This window comes from Saccharothrix sp. AJ9571, assembly GCF_021725495.1.
GTDB classification, from domain to species: Bacteria; Actinomycetota; Actinomycetes; order Mycobacteriales; family Pseudonocardiaceae; genus Amycolatopsis; species Amycolatopsis magusensis.
In genome coordinates this window covers 8,057,685-8,073,104 of record NZ_CP091382.1, presented here as the reverse complement: position 1 = coordinate 8,073,104, position 15,420 = coordinate 8,057,685, and the positions used below count along the sequence as shown (strand labels likewise).

Here is a 15,420-nt window from a genome sequence, read left to right as displayed (position 1 = left end):
CTTCGGCGAAGGACCAGCGCGGCGGGCGCTCGCTTCGGTAACGTGGGGCCGGATCATGAACGAGGTTCGGATACGAGAGGCCGGTTCCGCGGACCTACCGCTGCTGATTCGCGCCATGGGACAGGAGCGGTACTTCAGCGACCGCCTCGACCGCCAGAAGGACGGGCTCGGCCGCCTGCTGGTCGCCTGGCAGGAGGACCGCCCGATCGGCGTGGTCTACCTCTGGCTGGAACTGGCCGAGGAACCGGAATTGCGCGAGCACCTGCCGGACACCCCGCTGCTCACGCACCTGGAAACCCACGTCGAGCACCGCGCCCGCGGCATCGGCACCAGCCTGGTCGGGGCGGCCGAGCGGTGGCTCGCCGACAAGGGCTACGACCGGGTGGCGCTGGCCGTGGAGACCACCAACGTCCGTGCCGCGCGGCTCTACGCCCGCCTGGGCTACCAGGAGTGGCCGCACTCCACGGTCCGGTGCCTTTCCCTGACCGACAGCGACGGCCGCCGGAACGTGGAGGTCTGCCGGATCATGGTCAAACCCCTCGCTACCGGGGGACGCGCGTAGTCAGCGCTTCGAGTCCGAGCGCCTTGATCGCGGCTCGCGCACTGCGTTCGCTGCGCACCTGGCGGTAGGCCTCGTTCGAATGCACCCGCCACTCGTGGCGGTCCTGCCGCCACGCCTCGACGTAGGCGACGCAGAGTTCCGGTTTGATGGACTGGCACCGGCCGCGGGCCGCCTTCAGCGAGTTGAGCATCCTTACCCGCTGGGCGTCCTCCGGCAGTCGATCCGCCACCATGGCGATCACCCCGGTGATGAACCGCTGGCGCTGCTCCAGGAAACCCCGCCAGTACCCCCGCTCGCCCGCCTTCTTGAACGTGCGTTCGTCGTCGAGCAGCCAGAACAGGCCCTCGGCGAGGCAGTCGCCGAGTTCCTCCAGCCTGGCCCGCAGTTCGTGGGCGAACGGGTCATAGGGCCGCTGCGTCGCTTCGCCGGTGACCGCGGTGGGACGCAGACCGTGTTCCCCGAGCAGGAAGAACCAGTCCTCGTTGTAGATGTTGGGGAAGAACGAGGTCATCGACTTCCGGCCGACCGCCAGCGCGCCGCCGCCGATGAAGGTCTCCTGCTCGCCGCCGGCTTCGCGGTAGGCGTGGCAGACGACCGAGTTGTCCGGGAAACCGCCGATGGCCAGTCCGACGCCCGCGTGGTCGCTGGTCAGCGCGGCCGCCCGCGCCAGGTCCAGTGGATCGGGGACGAGGATGTCGTCATCGAGGAACACCACGCGGTTCCACCCGGCGAGCCGGGCGAGGAGAAGGCCGAGGTTGCGCTTGGCGCTGGTGTCCTCCCGGCGTTCGAACGGCGTGTCCGCGAGCAGTTTGGCGGTCTGGAACTCGGGCAGCACACCCGGCCGCAGCCGGTCCGTTTCGAGCGCGAGGAGTTCGATGCCGCGTTCCTCGGCCAGCCCCGCGATGGTCTGCGCCGAGGACCACTTGCTGGACAGCGTCACGAGCGTGCAGTCCAGCCGCGCGGCGAGCTCGATCGTGGGCCGCAGCGCGCTGCCGTGCCGCGCGGTGGGCACGATGATGGCGTCGACCCGCGCGGTGTGGTGCCCCGCGTCCGGCGGGGTGCGGAGCAGGTGGCGGTGGGAACCGTGGTGGTCCGCCGTCGCGACCCGCGGTGCGGTGGGGCCGGTCAAGCGGGGCTCACCGGCCATTCGTGCAACCTGGACTGCGCCCAGGTCCAGTCCGGGGTGACCACCAGGCCGTTGACGATCTGGATCCGGCTGATGATGCCGAACTCGTTCAGCCCGGAGAACCGGCTGCGCAGGTACGCGGCGTTGCGGTCGCGGAACCTGGCGTCGGTCAGCGCGCGGACCACCCCGTAGGTGCCGCGGCCGAACGCGCCGTTGCAGATCGTCACCGTTCGCTTGGGGTTGAAGGGGTTCAGCGCCCGGTAGAACAGGGCGACGTCCTCGAGCAGCAGCAGGCGATTCCCGTCCTTGCGGACCTTCGGCTTGAACGTCTCGATCCGGCCCCCGCCGCCGATCTCGAAACTGCTGATGTCGTTGTCCTCCGGCCTGGCCAACTGCCGGACCGGCAGTTCGGCGCGTTCGAGCAGGTCACGGGTGACGAAGTTCCAGTCGACCCCGCCCAGCAGGATCAGGTGGCTGGTGTAGTCGTCGGTCACCAGTTCCGCCGGGGTGCGCAGGTGCACTTCGCTGTCCGGGTTCGCGGCCCGGACGTGCCCGTGGAGTTCGAGCAGCGCGTCGAGGTCCGCGTACTTGTACATCTCCACGAAGTCGGGACCGTCGGGGTCGGCGAGCGGCATCTGCCGCTTCAGCCGCTCGGGCAACTCGGAGCCGACGATGGTGATGTCCTGGCGGGGGGTGAAGTGCCACGGATTCTGCTCGTACCGGTTCGTGACGGCCGACGCCGCGGTGGGGGAGTCCTCGCGGAGGCTTTTCAGCTCGCGGAGCAACTTCGCCTGGTGGGTGCGTTCCTCGTCGGTGAGCTGGGCGTGGGTGAACCGGCGGTACGGGGTCTCGGCGACGGAACGCTCGGTGGCGAAGAACGTGGCGTAGGCCTCGAGGCGCCGGACGGGTGGCTTGGCCTGGCCGTTCTCCCAGGACGAGATGGACGGGACGCTGGCGCCCAGCGCGGCGGCCAGGTCTGCCTGCGTGATGTGCCTGCCCGGCCAGGCGCCACCCTCGCGGAGCTCGCGCAACCGCCGCGCGAGCGGCTGGCCTTCAGCTGGGTTCACCCCGTCACATCCTTCAGCAGAACTTCAGTCCGAGTCCCGAAGAGCCCGCACTATACCGATGATCTCTTGCGCCTCACTGACGCCTCGGTGAAGTTGCCAGCTATCGACCACTTGGCTCACCCGGTCAGGTATTCCTTGCACTGCGGTTGCCTTCGGCCTTAGTCTGAATCCCGCAGTAGTTCGGAAACTATACCTGAATATTTCTGAACTTGCCAGCGATCCGGGTGAGGAGCCAATGATGAAGCTTGTGTCATCCGACCTCCGACCGGCGGGCTCGTCCTGGTGTCGGCGTGCGCGCCGCACCGCGACGGTCGGCCGTACCTGAGCGGCGGCGAGGTGGTCATGGTGAGCTTCCTGTCACCGATACCACTGCAGCGCACGATGATCGTGGTCGACATCGAGGGGTCCACCCGCCGGAACAACTCGGCCACCGCGGTGCTCCGCAACGACCTGTACGAACTCTTCGAGACGGCGTTGCTGGAATGCGAGATCACCGACAACCTGCGGGACCCGTTCACCGATCGCGGCGACGGCCTGATGGCCTTCGTGCACGCGGTGGACCAGGCCCCGAAGACCCTCATGCTGAACAAGTTCATCCCGGTGCTGCAGCGACTCCTCGGCGAGCACGCGGCGCGGCAGCCCGAACGGGAGTTCCGCATCCGTGCCGCGATGCACGCCGGTGACGTGCACTTCGACCTGCGCGGCCCCTTCGGTGAGGACGTCACCCTCACCACCCGGCTGGTCGACGCCCCGGAGCTGAAGGCGGCGCTGCGGAAGACCTCCGCGCTCCTGGTGCTCGCGGTGTCCGAGCAGTTCCACCACTCGGTGGTCCGGCAGGGTTACGACGGGATCGACGAGGAGCGGTTCGAGCAGTCGATCGAGCTGGACATCGGTGGACGACCCGCCCGGGGCTGGGTGCAACTGCCGGAACCCCGCGCGCCGGGGAAGCCGATCCCGCTGCGTGACCGCGTTTCGCAGCGCACCAAGGCCGCGGCACGGTTCCCGGTGCGCACGCCGCTGCCTCGCCGCCTCCGGCGCGACGTGCCGGAGGACCGCGATACCACCGGGAACGACCCGGCGGCGGAGAGACGAATCTCGTCCTGACCCCGTCGCCGGCCGCGAGTCAGGGGACGACCTGGCCGACGCCGAGCATGTTGCCTTCGCTGTCGCGGAACCAGGCGGCTCGTTCGCCGCGGCCCTTGCTGGGGTAGTTGCCGTCGATTTCCATGATGCCGTCCACGGCGCCTTCGTATTCCTCGAACTCCACGCCGCGGGCACGCAGCTCGGCCACGGTCGTCTCGAGGTCGTCGACGTAGAAGCTCATCTGCGTGAAGGAGCCGTTCGACGCGCCCGCGGAAGCGAACAGGCAGAAGACCCCGGACGCGCCGACGTAGCGCAGGCCGCCTTCGCGTTCCTCGGCTGGTTCGAGCCCGAGCTTCTCGGCGTACCAGCGACGCGCGCGGCCGAGGTCCTGCGCGGGGATGCGGGCTTCGATCCGGGAGCCGGTCAGCATTTCCGGGTCACGACCTTTCGGTGCGGCGTTCGAGGAGGATGGTGTCGTGCCAGGTGCCGTTGCGTTCGGCGATGCGTTCGCGGACGCCGACGGTGCGGTAGCCGGCGGAGTGGTGCAGGGCGATGGCGGGGCGGTTTTCGGTGAGGATGGTGGTTTGCAGGGTCCAGAGGCCGTTGTGGTCGGCGGTGGTGACTTGTTTGTGGAGGAGGGCTTTGCCGATGCCGCGGCCGCGGTGTCGGGTGTCGACGTAGACGGAGGTTTCGGCGACTCCGGTGTAGTGGTCGTGGGTGGATACGGGTGCGGCGGCGGTCCAGCCGACCACTTCGCCGTCGAGTAGTGCGACCCAGCGGTGTGCGGGGTGCCAGTAGGCGTTGAGGGTGTCGCGGGTGGGCACGGTGGTGTCGAAGGTGGCGATGCCGGTGTCGATGCCTTCGCTGTAGATGCGCAGGACGTCGTCCCAGTCCTCGTCGATCATGGCGCGCACGGTGATGTCGGTGGGTAGGTCGCTGGGGCAGCAGGGGCGGGGTGCGAGCAGGCCCATGACCGCGTCGGCGGCTTGGGGGAAGCCGGTGCAGCAGGCGGCGTTGATGGTGACGATGGTGGCGGTGCGTTCACGCCGGAGTCGCACGAAGCCGACGTCGGCGAGTTTGCGGATGTGGTGGGAGCAGGTGGATTGGCTGATGCCCAGGGCCTCGGTCAGCTCGCCCACGGTCACACCGCTGGGCGCGGTGGCCACCGTGTGCAGCAGCCGCACGCGCGTGGGCTCGGCCAGGCAGGCGAACCACTCCGCGTAGGTGGCCGCCTCGGTCGCGGCCAGCACCGGCAGGTCGGGAGCGAGCGTCATGCCACCCAGTATCGGCGGGATTCGATGAGGGCGTCAATCGACGCTGATCGATAGCCAGTCGGTCGTCTCGAGTACCCGGACAACGGCGTCACGGCCTTCTTGCCCGAGGGGACGGACCGGCCTCGGCAGGTTCGGCTCGGACAGCAGACCCAGTTCGACGGCCATGGCGGACATGACTCGATAACTTCCGTAGCGCGCGTACAGATCCCACAGCGGGTTCAGTTCCGCGGTCAGCGCGTGGGCTCGCTCCGCGTCACCGGCGGTGGCAGCGCGGGTAAGGGCGAGGGCGGTCTGGGGAAACAGGCCGCCCAGGACGCTGTACCAGACCTCGCAACCGGCCAGCAGGCCTTCGGCGGCGACGGCGTCGCCACTGATGCCGAGGTTGACGGTGTCCGGGATGAGTGAGCGCAGGCCGGGAATCCGGTCGCGCGCGCCGGGCGGGATCTTGATCGAGGCGACGCGGGGCAGCCGGGCGATCCGCGCGTGCAGTTCGTCGGTGAACTCGACGTGTGTGGTGCCCGGGTTGTCGTAGACGATCAACGGCACCGACAGCTGGGCGGTGACCTCCTCGTACAGCCCGAACACCTCGTCGTCGGTGAGGGGCTGGTAGGTCATCGTGGGCACCAGCACCGCGGCGGCGCCGGCTTCCTGGGCGTCTTCGACGTGCGCGAGCACCTCACGCGTACGCAGGGCACCCACGCCGACGATCACCGGCACCGAACCGGCGCCGCGCACGGCCAGCCGGGCGGCCCGCGCCCGCTCTTCCCGGTTCAGATAGGGATAACTGCCGGTCGAGCCGAGCGCGCAGAGGGAGTCGACGCCCGCCTCGGCGAGCCTGCCGACCAGGCGTTCGTAGGCGGCTTCGTCGATGCCGTCGTCGGTGACGGGCGTGAGCGGGAACGCGCTGAGTCCGGTGAACAAGATCTTTCTCCTAAGCGGTGCGGTCGAGGCGGATGCGCACGGCGACACCGGCGCAGCCTAAAACGGCCAGTCCGCCGAGCACGGTGGGCCAGGTCAGTTCTTCGCCGAGCAGCAGCGCCGCCCAGAGGATGGTCAGCACCGGCTGGACCAGCTGCACCTGGCTGACCTGCGCCATCGGGCCGATCGCCAGGCCGCGGTACCAGGCGAAGAACCCGAGGAACATGCTCACCACCGCGAGGTAGGCGAAGGCCGCCCATTCCTTCGCCGAGCCCACCTGCGCCTGCTGGGTCAGCGCGACGACCGTCAGTGCGAACATCAGCGGCGCAGCCAGCACGAGCGCCCAGGACACCGTCTGCCACGAGCCCAGTTCGCGGGCGAGCAGCCCGCCCTCGGCGTACCCCGCCGCGGCGGCGACCACGGCCCCGAACAACAGCAGGTCCGACCAGTGCAACCGGCCGAAACCGCCGCCCTGCAGGGAAGCGAACGCCAGCGCGGCCACCGCGCCGATCCCCGCCATGACCCAGAACGACCGCGGCGGGCGTTCCTTGCCGCGCACCACGGCCAGCACGGCTGTCGCCGCCGGGAGCAGCGCGATCACCACGGCGCCGTGACTGGCCGGGGCGGTGGTCAGCGCGTACGAGGTGAGCAGCGGGAACCCGGCCACGACCCCGCCCGCGACCACGGCCAGCCGCGCCCACTGGCGTCTGTTCGGCAGGTGCTGCCGGGTGAAGGCCAGCGCGGCAGCGGCCAGCAGCGCCGCCACCGCCGCCCGCGCCGAGCCGACGAACAGCGGCGAGAGACTGCCGACGGCCACGCGGGTGAAGGGCACGGTGAAGGAGAACGCCGAAACGCCGAGCACTCCCCACGCCAATCCGGCCCGCGACGGCGATAACGTTGCCGCCGGATTTCGGATAACGCTACTCTGTGCTGACATGGCCAACGATAGCACCGCTCGCATCGTCGACGGGCTGCGCGCGTGGATCGCGCAGGCACCGCCGGGCGCCCGCGTGCCGTCCAACCGGGCGCTCGTGGCCGAGTACGGCGCCAGCCCGATCACCGTGCAGAAGGCGATGCGCGCACTGGGCGCGCTCGGGCTGATCGAAAGCCGCCCGGGTGTGGGCACGTTCGTGCGTGCCGTGCGAACCGCACGTCCGCTCGACTTCGGCTGGCAGACCGGGGCGCTGCGTTCACCGCAAGCCCGCATTCCCGCTTTGTCGACGCCGTTGCGCAGCACCTCGCCCGACGCGATCGGCCTGCACGCGGGCTATCCCGATCAGACACTGCTACCCGAACGCCTGGTGCGGGCGGCGTTCGCGCGCGCGGCCCGCGGGGAGTCGGCCCTGTCCCGGCCGGACGCCGCCGGCCTGCCCGCGTTGCGCGCCTGGTTCGCCACCGAACTCGCCGAAGCCATCCCGGCCGGTCTCACCCCGCCGACCGCCCGCGACGTGGTGATCCTGCCGGGCAGCCAGAGCGGGCTGAGTTCACTCTTCCGTGCGCTGGTCGGGTTCGGGCAGCCGTTGCTGCTGGAATCGCCGACCTACTGGGGCGCGATCCTCGCCGCCGCGCAGGCCGGGGTGCACGTCGTTCCCGTGCCCAGCGGGCCCGCCGGTCCCGATCCGGACGAACTCGCGCGTGCGTTCGACGAGACGGGCGCGCGGGCCTTCTACGCCCAGCCGAACTACGCCAATCCCACCGGCGCCCAATGGACCGACGAGCGCGGCGAGCGGATCCTCGAGATCGTGCGTGCCCGGGGCGCCTTCCTCATCGAGGACGACTGGGCCCACGACTTCGGCATCGAAACCACCGCCCGGCCGCTGGCGGTGCACGACGACGCCGGTCACGTCATCTACCTGCGTTCCCTGACCAAGAACGTGTCGCCGTCCGTGCGCGTGGCCGCCGTCATCGCCCGCGGTCCCACGCGCGACCGGATCCTCGCCGACCGGGGCGCGGAATCCATGTACGTCAGCGGTTTGCTGCAGGCGGCCGCGCTGGACGTGGTGACCCAGCCGGGGTGGCGCACCCATCTGCGGGCCCTGCGGCAGCAACTCCGGACCCGGCGGGACCTGCTCGTCGGCAGCCTGGCCGAGCACGTGCCGCAGGCGCACCTCGAGCACGTGCCCCGCGGCGGCCTGCACCTGTGGGCACGGCTGCCGGACGGGACGGACCTCGACCGGCTCGCCCGCGACTGCGAGACCGACGGCGTGCTGATCGCGCCCGGCGCGGAATGGTTCCCCGCCGAGCCGTCCGGCCCGTACGTGCGGCTGAACTACACCGGCCCGGACCCAAGCCGCTTCCCCGACGGCGCCCGGGCCATCGGCCGTGCCCTGGAACGGCAGAACGGCACCTGAGGTGTCCGGAGTGGACTCCGGTGGCGGATGGCGGGCGCGTCCGTAAGGTGGTGAACGACGTTCCACGAACCCCGGAGTCCGCATGCTCGAGATCGGCGTCCTCACCTGGCTGGTGACGATCGGCCTGGTGATCGTCCTGCTGGCGGTGGACCTCGTGCTGGCCGCGGTGCGGCCGCACCGGGTCGGGTTCGCCGAAGCCACGGCGTGGTCGGTGTTCTACGTGCTGGTCGCGATCGGCTTCGGCGTCTGGTTCATGCTGGCCTACGGGGGAGAGGCCGGGACCGAGTACTTCGCCGGGTACATCGTCGAGAAGAGCCTCTCGGTCGACAACCTGTTCGTCTTCGTGATCATCATGACCACGTTCGCGGTTCCGGAGGAACACCAGCACAAGGTGCTGACCTTCGGCATCGTGCTGGCGCTGCTGATGCGGGCGCTGTTCATCGCCGTCGGCGCGACGCTGCTGTCGTTGTTCTCCTTCATGTTCCTGATCTTCGGGCTGATCCTCATCTTCACCGCGGTGCAGTTGTTCCGCCACCGCGACGAGGACCCCGACGTGGAGAACAACGTCGTGGTCAAGGCCGCGCGCCGGGTGCTGCCGACCACCGAGGACTACGTCGGCGGCAGGCTGACCACCAGGGTGGACGGCCGCCGGATGGTCACCCCGCTGTTCGTGGTGCTGGTGGCCATCGGCGGCGTCGACCTGCTGTTCGCGCTGGACTCGATCCCGGCGGTGTTCGGGGTGACCGAAGAGGCCTACATCGTCTTCGCCGCGAACGCCTTCGCCCTGCTCGGGTTGCGTGCGTTGTTCTTCCTGGTGAAGGGCCTGCTGGACCGCCTGGTGTACCTCTCGGCCGGGCTGGCGCTGATCCTGGCGTTCATCGGGGTCAAGCTGATCCTGCACTGGGCGCACGTGGACATCGACCCGGCCGTGCCGGAGATCCCGACCCCGCTCAGCCTCGGCGTGATCATCGGCATCCTGGTGGTGGTCACCGTGGCCAGCCTGCTGAAGACCAAGCGTGACCCGAGTGCCAAGGCACACCCGGGTTCACTGCGTGCCCATCCTCGCGACACCGACGACAACGCCTAGCGCTGGGTCGCGAGCCACTCGTCGAAGGTGGTCGGGGCCAGGTGGGCGCCGTCGCCGGGGAGCAGGGCGTTGCCCGCCATGGTCGGGCCGAAGGGGCCGGACCACGTCGGCACCAGTTTGACCGTGCGGCCCCGCGCTTCGTGGGTGCGCCGCGCCATGTCGACGAGGTCCTGCGGTTCGGGACCCGCCAGATCGGCGTAGCGGCCGCGGGGTTCGCCCGCGGCGATCTCGGCGAGCACCCCGGCCACGTCCGCGGGCGCGATCGGCTGCACCAGCAGCGGGGCGATGGTGGCCACCCCGTCCTGCTCTGTCCAGCCCGTCACCATCGCGGCGAAGTCGTGGAACTGGGTGGCCGGCACGATGGTCCACGGCACCGGGCTCGCGGTGACGAGCCGTTCCTGCTCGCGCTTCCCGGCGTAGTGCGCGTTGCCGCCGATCCGGTCGATCCCGACGATCGACAGCAGGACGTGGTGCCGCACGCCTGCTCTCTCCTCCGCGGCGAGCAGGTTCCGCGTGGTGGTGCCGAAGTAGGCGACGGTCTCGGCTTCGTCGGCCGGGGGCGCGTTGGTGACGTCGACGACCGCGGCGACTCCGGCCAGCACGCCGTCGAGGCCCGCGCCGGTGGCCAGGTCGACGCCGAGCGAACGGCTGATGGGCACCACCTCGTGCCCGGCCCTGGTGAGGGCGGCGCTGGTGAGCGCGCCGATGTTGCCGGTCGCGCCGGCGATGGCGATCCGCATGACGGTCTTCCTCTCTGGGGGTGTCTCCAAGCTATTAGAGACTAAACAGATCCGCAATATCTACGATAGACTGGGGTGGTGAAACTGCCCGCGAGCACCGAATGGGTGCTGCACTGCGCGACGACGCTGGCGCAGCTGGAGCCGGGGACCTCGGCTTCGACGGCCCAGCTGGCGCAGTACTTCGACCTCCCGGCGCCGTACCTCGCCAAGCAGTTGCAGGCACTCGTCCGCGCGGGGGTGCTCACCGCGACCACCGGGCCGCGCGGCGGCTTCCGGCTCGCTCGCCCGGCCGCCGAGATTTCACTGCTGCGGATCGTCGAAGCCATCGACGGCACGTCGGCGCCCTACGAGTGCCGCGAGATCCGCCAGCAGGGCCGGGGCGCCCTGCCCGCCGAGGACTGCCGTGACACCTGCATCCTCGCGGTGAAGATGGCCGAGGCACACCAGGCGTGGCGCGAGAGCCTGGCCGGGGTCAGCCTCGCCGACATCCTCGCCGGGATCCCGGCGACCGCACCGGCCCGTACCCGGGAACGCCTGTTCTAGGCCGGTTTTCCGCTACTGTGACCAGCCATGCAGGAGTCCCGGCTGGTGGCGAACCGGTATCGGCTGGACCGCCTGTCGGGGCGCGGCGGCATGGGCGCGGTCTGGCGGGCCACCGACGAGCTGATCGGGCGGGCGGTGGCGGTCAAGGAACTGCGGCCGCCGGGCGGGCTCGACGCCGGGGAACGCGCCCTGCTCAACCGGCGGGCGTTGCGCGAAGTCCGCACAGCGGGCCGGATCGACCACCCCGGCGTGATCGCCATCCACGACATCCTGCCCGCGACCGCCGACGACGACGCGATCTACATCGTCATGGAACTGGTCGACGCGCCGGCGCTCGCGGACCTGCTGGAGCGCGGCGCGTTGCCGGAAGCCAGGGTGCGCGTGCTCGGCAAGCGGATCCTGGCCGCGCTGGACGCCGCGCACCGGCTCGGCGTGGTCCACCGCGATGTCAAGCCCGGCAACATCATGGTGCTGCCCGGCGACCAGGTGAAGCTGATCGACTTCGGCATCGCGCACACCATGGACGACACCCGGCTGACCCGCGACGGCATCATGGGCTCGACCGCGTACATGGCGCCGGAGTTGTTCCAGGGCGAGGAGCCGGCACCGGCTTCGGACCTGTGGTCCGCGGGGGCGACGCTCTGCCATGCGATCACCGGACAGCCGCCGTTCAGCCGTGAGTCGACCGCAGCCACCGTGCACGCGATCCTCTACGCCTCTCTGCCTCCGCTGAACTGCTCGCACTCGCTGGCCGACGTGGTTTCCGGGCTGCTGACCCGTGACGCGGGGAAGCGGATGTCCGCCGGGAAAGCGCTCGAACTGCTCGCGCCCGCCGTTGCGCCGACGATCCCGCACACCACGGTGAAGGAGAGCCCTCGCCGTCTTTATTGGGCCATCGCGGCGATCGGCGTGGTCTGCGTGCTCGCGCTCGGTGCGCTCGCGATGGACTGGGGTCCGGCCGCGCCGGGTCCCCCTGCCACCGTCGCGGTGAAGCCGGTCGGTGGGGTGCTGGCGGGGACGACGGGCACGCGGGCCATCGTGCTCGCTCCCGACGGCCGGACACTGGTCACGATCGGCGAGGAAGGGCCGGTGCGGTTGTGGGACGTAAGCGATCCGGCCGATCCCGTGGTGCTCGGCGAACCGCTGGCCAGCGCGGCGGGCCGGTATTCGGCGGCTTTCTCCCGTGACGGGCGGACGCTGGCGGTGGCCGATGGGGATTCGGTGCGGTTGTGGAACTCCGCTCCCGGAATACCCGCTACGCCGATCGGCTCACCCATCGCGGGTGAGGGTTTCGGGGCGGTGGCGCTGAGCGCGGACGGACGGCAGCTGGCCACGGCGGACTCGGCCGGACGGCTCCGGCTGTGGGACCCTGCCGCGACGGCGACGCCGGTGGCCGAGGCGATCGTGCTGAAGAAAGCACCGGAGTCGATGGTGTTCAGCGAGGACGGCCAGTCGCTGGTGACCGTCACCGTCACCGATGAGGTGCAGTCCTGGGACCTCACCTATACCGGGCAGATCCTGCCGTTGCTCGAGTCCTTGGCCGGCAGCAGCGGGGTCCGGATCAACCAGGCCGTGCTGAGCCCCGCCGGGGATGCGGTCGCGACCGTCGGCGCCGACGACAAGGTGAACCTGTGGCGGATTTCCGCCCTGACCGAGCCACCGGCGAGCTTCACCACCACGCCGCTGTACGGCGGCATCCTGACCGAACCAGTGCGCTTCGGCCCGGACGGTGACGTGCTGACCGTGACCAACACCGCCGAGGGCGTGGAGCTGTGGGACGTGGCCGATCCCGCCAAGCCGGTCGAACTCGGCTTGGCGGGTCGTGCCGATGTGCCGGGCGAGCTCGCCGACTTCGCCCTGCCAGGGCCGGGCAAACAACTCCTGGTCACCGCGAGCGCGGACCACGGTGTCCGGCTGTGGCGGGTCGGCGGAACCTGACCGGGGTCAGCCCGCTTCGCCGGAAGGCGCGGGAAGCTGGACGCCCAGCGGGACCGGCGTGCCGAAGTTCGGCGTGCCGTCGGCGTTCCAGGTGAACTCCTGCGCCCGGGTCGACCGGTTCATGTCGCAGCCGCCGCTCGCGGAGTTGTTGGCGTGGTAGACGATCCAGTCCTCGGTACCGTCCGGTGACTTGAAGAAACCGTTGTGCCCCGGCGCGAACACCCCGTGGGCGTCGTTGCGCTGGAAAACCGGGTCCGGCGCCTTGGTCCAGTGCGCCCGGTTCAGCGGGTCGGTGCCGGTGAAGGTGAGCAGGCCCAGTTTGTAGTCCGGCCCCCAGCACGCGCTGGCCGAGTACACGATCATCGTCTTCCCGTTGCGGTACAGCGGTTCCGCGCCTTCGTTCACCGCCGCGGTCTGCTGCTCCCACGCCAGCGTCGGCTGGCTGATCGTCCGCCGCGCTCCGCTGATCGTGTAAGGAGTGGACAGTGGGGTGATGGTGAGGCTCTGCGTGCCGTCCATCGCGCTGCCGAGCAGGTACAGCTTGCCGTTCGCCCGCAGCACGCTCGGGTCGAGTTCCCAGGTGTCACCGAGGTCGGCCTTGAAGCGGTAGGGCCCCATCGGGTTCGTGCCGTCGCTTTCCAGGACGTGCAGGCGTTGCGTCGGCACGTAGTCGGACACGTTCTGCCCGGCCACGTAGTACAGGTACCAGCGCCCGTCGATCAGGTGGAACTCCGGCGCCCACAGGTTGCAGCAGCCGTTCGGGCGCCCGGCCAGGTCGAACACCACGGTCTCGGGCGCGGAGGCCAGCCCGGCGAGCGTGGCCGACCGGCGCATGGTGATCTTCGAGGTCCAGGTGGTGGTCGCGAGGTAGTAGAAGCCGTCGTGGTACTGCAACCACGGGTCGGGGCCGTTGGCCTTGACCGGATTCGTGAACGTGCCCGCACCCAGCTTCACCAGCTGCCACTGCTGGTTGACACCACCGAGGTCGGGCCACTGCACCACCCTGGCGCCGTCGGCGGTGGAGAACTCGAAGACGTCGAGCGCCTTGCCGCTGTTGCGGTTGAGCAGGCGCACGTGACCGTCCGCCGAGTCGGCGAGCCGGAACTGCTGACTGGGCCGGTTTTCGTCCGTCCACTGCACGAGGTCCGCTCCGTCGGACATCGACGAACCGGCGAAGTCGAGCACCTTCCCGCTGTGCCGCGACTTCAGCCGGTAGTGGCCACCGCCGGAATCGAGGAATCGCCACTGCTGCCAGGCACCGTCGTTGCGGGTCCACTGGGCGATCCGGGCACCGTCGGCGGTGGCCAGGTCGTAGACGTCGAGCGCCTTGCCGCTGTGCCGGTTCACCAGCACGTATGTGGCGTTGGGGTCCACGGTCGCCGCCTCGGCCGGGCGCGGCACGGTGAGGCCGCTGCCGAGCAGGGTGGCGATCATGGCGAGCACGAGGGCGAGCCTGGTCATGGTTTCTCCCTGCGACACTGCACGGATGAAAGAGTTGTTAACGCTAACAGCATGGGGGCGGGATACTCAACCAGCGGCTTGCCGGTTTCGGAACAGTCGGGCTACCGTGCTCGGGAACGCTCCCAGTCGCGGCGGCCTACCCGAATCCCGGGGTGACCACCGGGGAGCTGGACGAACCACGGCCTGGTGATCGAATCGGGGCCGTCGAACGACTTCAACGCGATCGACCCTGGCCTACCCCTACTACGCGAACACCGGCGCGGCCCTGCTCGAAATCAACTGGCTCGGCTTCGGCGCGGCGGTCTGGCCCTACGTCCACTGATCACGGCACCGGGGTGCGCAGGGTGCCTTCGGTGAGGAACTGGTGCAGGTTCTGGAAAGCCAATTTTCCCATGGCTTCCCGGGTTTCCCGCGTGGCGCTGGCGATGTGGGGGAGAAGCAGCACGTTGTCGAGGTCGAGCAGCGGCGAGGGAACGTGGGGCTCATCGACGAACACGTCGAGCGCGGCACCGGCCAGCTTCCCGTCCACCAAAGCCTTGACGAGCGCGGGTTCGTCGACGACCGAACCGCGGGACACGTTGACCAGGAAGCCTTCCGGGCCGAGCGCGTCGAGCACGTCGGCCGAGACCAGTTCGCGGGTGCCGTCGCCGCCTGCCACGGCGACCACCAGCGCGTCGACCTCGGCGGCGAGCGCGGCGGGTGAACCGGCGTAGCGGTACGGCACCCCGTCGACCGGGTTCCGGGAGTGGTAGGCGAGGTCGACGCCGAACCCGGTGAGGCGGGTGGCGATCGCCCGGCCGATCCGGCCCAGGCCGAGGATGCCGATCCGCTTGCCGCTGACCTTGGTGGCGAGCGGGACCCCGCCGCCCGGCCAGGCGCCGCGCCGGACGTGGCGGTCGGCGGCGGCCAGCCCGCGCATCACGTCGATCAGGCCGCCGACGGCCAGGTCCGCCACGCAGTCGGTGAGCACGTCCGGGGTGTTGCTCACGTCGATCCCGCGGGCCCTGGCCCGTGCCACGTCCGTGGTCTCGTACCCGACTCCGAAGTGGACGATCGCGCCGAGGCGGGGGAGTGCGTCCATCACCTCGTCCGGCACCCCGATCCGCGCGCTGGTGATGGCCGCGGCGAACTCCTGGCCGTACGCGGCGAGGTAGGCGGTGGGATCGGGCTGGTCGAACAACCGCACGGTGTGGTGGTGGGTGCTGAGCGCGGACTCCAGTGACGGCAGGAGCGGGCAGAGTTGGAGCACGGCGCCATCGACGGTCATGTC

Annotated in this window: 15 protein-coding genes; 6 read left to right on the top strand and 9 right to left on the bottom strand. The window is 70.2% G+C overall.

What is annotated here, in order from left to right; translation table 11 throughout:
• Window positions 1-55 precede the first annotated feature (55 nt).
• The gene (locus L3Q67_RS36300; RefSeq protein ID WP_499185936.1) at window positions 56-562 is read left to right on the top strand and encodes a GNAT family N-acetyltransferase; all 507 of its coding nucleotides are present in this window, start codon (window positions 56-58) and stop codon (window positions 560-562) included.
• On the opposite strand, the gene L3Q67_RS36295 is transcribed toward L3Q67_RS36300, so the two are convergent.
• Window positions 543-1,709 carry a hypothetical protein gene (locus L3Q67_RS36295; protein WP_499185935.1) on the bottom strand — a complete coding sequence of 389 codons (1,167 nt, stop codon included), beginning with the start codon at window positions 1,707-1,709 and terminating at the stop codon, window positions 543-545. The two genes, L3Q67_RS36300 and L3Q67_RS36295, sit on opposite strands and share 20 nt — an antisense overlap.
• Window positions 1,688-2,755 (bottom strand): helix-turn-helix domain-containing protein, encoded by a 1,068-nt coding sequence (locus L3Q67_RS36290; RefSeq protein ID WP_499185934.1) that lies wholly within the window; start codon window positions 2,753-2,755, stop codon window positions 1,688-1,690. Before L3Q67_RS36290 ends, L3Q67_RS36295 begins: the two co-directional genes overlap by 22 nt.
• A gap of 345 nt (window positions 2,756-3,100) precedes the next feature.
• Here L3Q67_RS36290 and L3Q67_RS36285 point away from each other — a divergent pair, with 345 nt between their 5' ends.
• Window positions 3,101-3,859: a nucleotidyl cyclase domain-containing protein gene (locus L3Q67_RS36285; protein WP_499185933.1), complete on the top strand. Its 759-nt coding sequence runs from the start codon at window positions 3,101-3,103 to the stop codon at window positions 3,857-3,859.
• Window positions 3,860-3,878: 19 nt separating this feature from the next.
• On the opposite strand, the gene L3Q67_RS36280 is transcribed toward L3Q67_RS36285, so the two are convergent.
• From L3Q67_RS36280 to L3Q67_RS36265, 4 genes are read right to left on the bottom strand one after another with little or no spacing between them, the layout of a single operon-like run.
• Window positions 3,879-4,268 carry a VOC family protein gene (locus L3Q67_RS36280; protein ID WP_499185932.1) on the bottom strand — a complete coding sequence of 130 codons (390 nt, stop codon included), beginning with the start codon at window positions 4,266-4,268 and terminating at the stop codon, window positions 3,879-3,881.
• A gap of 7 nt (window positions 4,269-4,275) precedes the next feature.
• Entirely contained in the window at window positions 4,276-5,112 is an 837-nt protein-coding gene (locus L3Q67_RS36275) for a helix-turn-helix domain-containing GNAT family N-acetyltransferase (protein ID WP_499185931.1), read from the bottom strand.
• A gap of 33 nt (window positions 5,113-5,145) precedes the next feature.
• Window positions 5,146-6,033 carry a dihydrodipicolinate synthase family protein gene (locus L3Q67_RS36270; RefSeq protein WP_499185930.1) on the bottom strand — a complete coding sequence of 296 codons (888 nt, stop codon included), beginning with the start codon at window positions 6,031-6,033 and terminating at the stop codon, window positions 5,146-5,148.
• Between the two features lie 10 nt (window positions 6,034-6,043).
• Window positions 6,044-6,892: a DMT family transporter gene (locus L3Q67_RS36265; protein ID WP_499185929.1), complete on the bottom strand. Its 849-nt coding sequence runs from the start codon at window positions 6,890-6,892 to the stop codon at window positions 6,044-6,046.
• A 73-nt stretch (window positions 6,893-6,965) separates the two neighbouring features.
• Here L3Q67_RS36265 and L3Q67_RS36260 point away from each other — a divergent pair, with 73 nt between their 5' ends.
• A complete protein-coding gene (locus L3Q67_RS36260; RefSeq protein ID WP_499185928.1) occupies window positions 6,966-8,381 on the top strand; it encodes an aminotransferase-like domain-containing protein in 1,416 nt (471 codons plus the stop codon).
• An 82-nt stretch (window positions 8,382-8,463) separates the two neighbouring features.
• Window positions 8,464-9,468 carry a TerC family protein gene (locus L3Q67_RS36255; protein WP_499185927.1) on the top strand — a complete coding sequence of 335 codons (1,005 nt, stop codon included), beginning with the start codon at window positions 8,464-8,466 and terminating at the stop codon, window positions 9,466-9,468.
• On the opposite strand, the gene L3Q67_RS36250 is transcribed toward L3Q67_RS36255, so the two are convergent.
• Window positions 9,465-10,208: an SDR family oxidoreductase gene (locus L3Q67_RS36250; protein WP_499185926.1), complete on the bottom strand. Its 744-nt coding sequence runs from the start codon at window positions 10,206-10,208 to the stop codon at window positions 9,465-9,467. The two genes, L3Q67_RS36255 and L3Q67_RS36250, sit on opposite strands and share 4 nt — an antisense overlap.
• 78 nt (window positions 10,209-10,286) lie before the next feature.
• Here L3Q67_RS36250 and L3Q67_RS36245 point away from each other — a divergent pair, with 78 nt between their 5' ends.
• On the top strand, window positions 10,287-10,751 hold the full coding sequence (locus L3Q67_RS36245; RefSeq protein ID WP_499185925.1) for an RrF2 family transcriptional regulator: 465 nt from the start codon (window positions 10,287-10,289) through the stop codon (window positions 10,749-10,751).
• A 27-nt stretch (window positions 10,752-10,778) separates the two neighbouring features.
• On the top strand, window positions 10,779-12,689 hold the full coding sequence (locus L3Q67_RS36240) for a WD40 repeat domain-containing serine/threonine protein kinase (RefSeq protein WP_499185924.1): 1,911 nt from the start codon (window positions 10,779-10,781) through the stop codon (window positions 12,687-12,689).
• Between the two features lie 6 nt (window positions 12,690-12,695).
• Here the strand turns inward: L3Q67_RS36240 and L3Q67_RS36235 are convergent, their stop codons facing one another.
• Window positions 12,696-14,150, bottom strand: coding sequence for a family 43 glycosylhydrolase (locus L3Q67_RS36235; RefSeq protein ID WP_499185923.1), 1,455 nt, complete (start codon window positions 14,148-14,150; stop codon window positions 12,696-12,698).
• A 322-nt stretch (window positions 14,151-14,472) separates the two neighbouring features.
• On the bottom strand, window positions 14,473-15,417 hold the full coding sequence (locus L3Q67_RS36230) for a 2-hydroxyacid dehydrogenase (RefSeq protein WP_499185922.1): 945 nt from the start codon (window positions 15,415-15,417) through the stop codon (window positions 14,473-14,475).
• Between the last annotated feature and the right edge of the window lie 3 nt (window positions 15,418-15,420).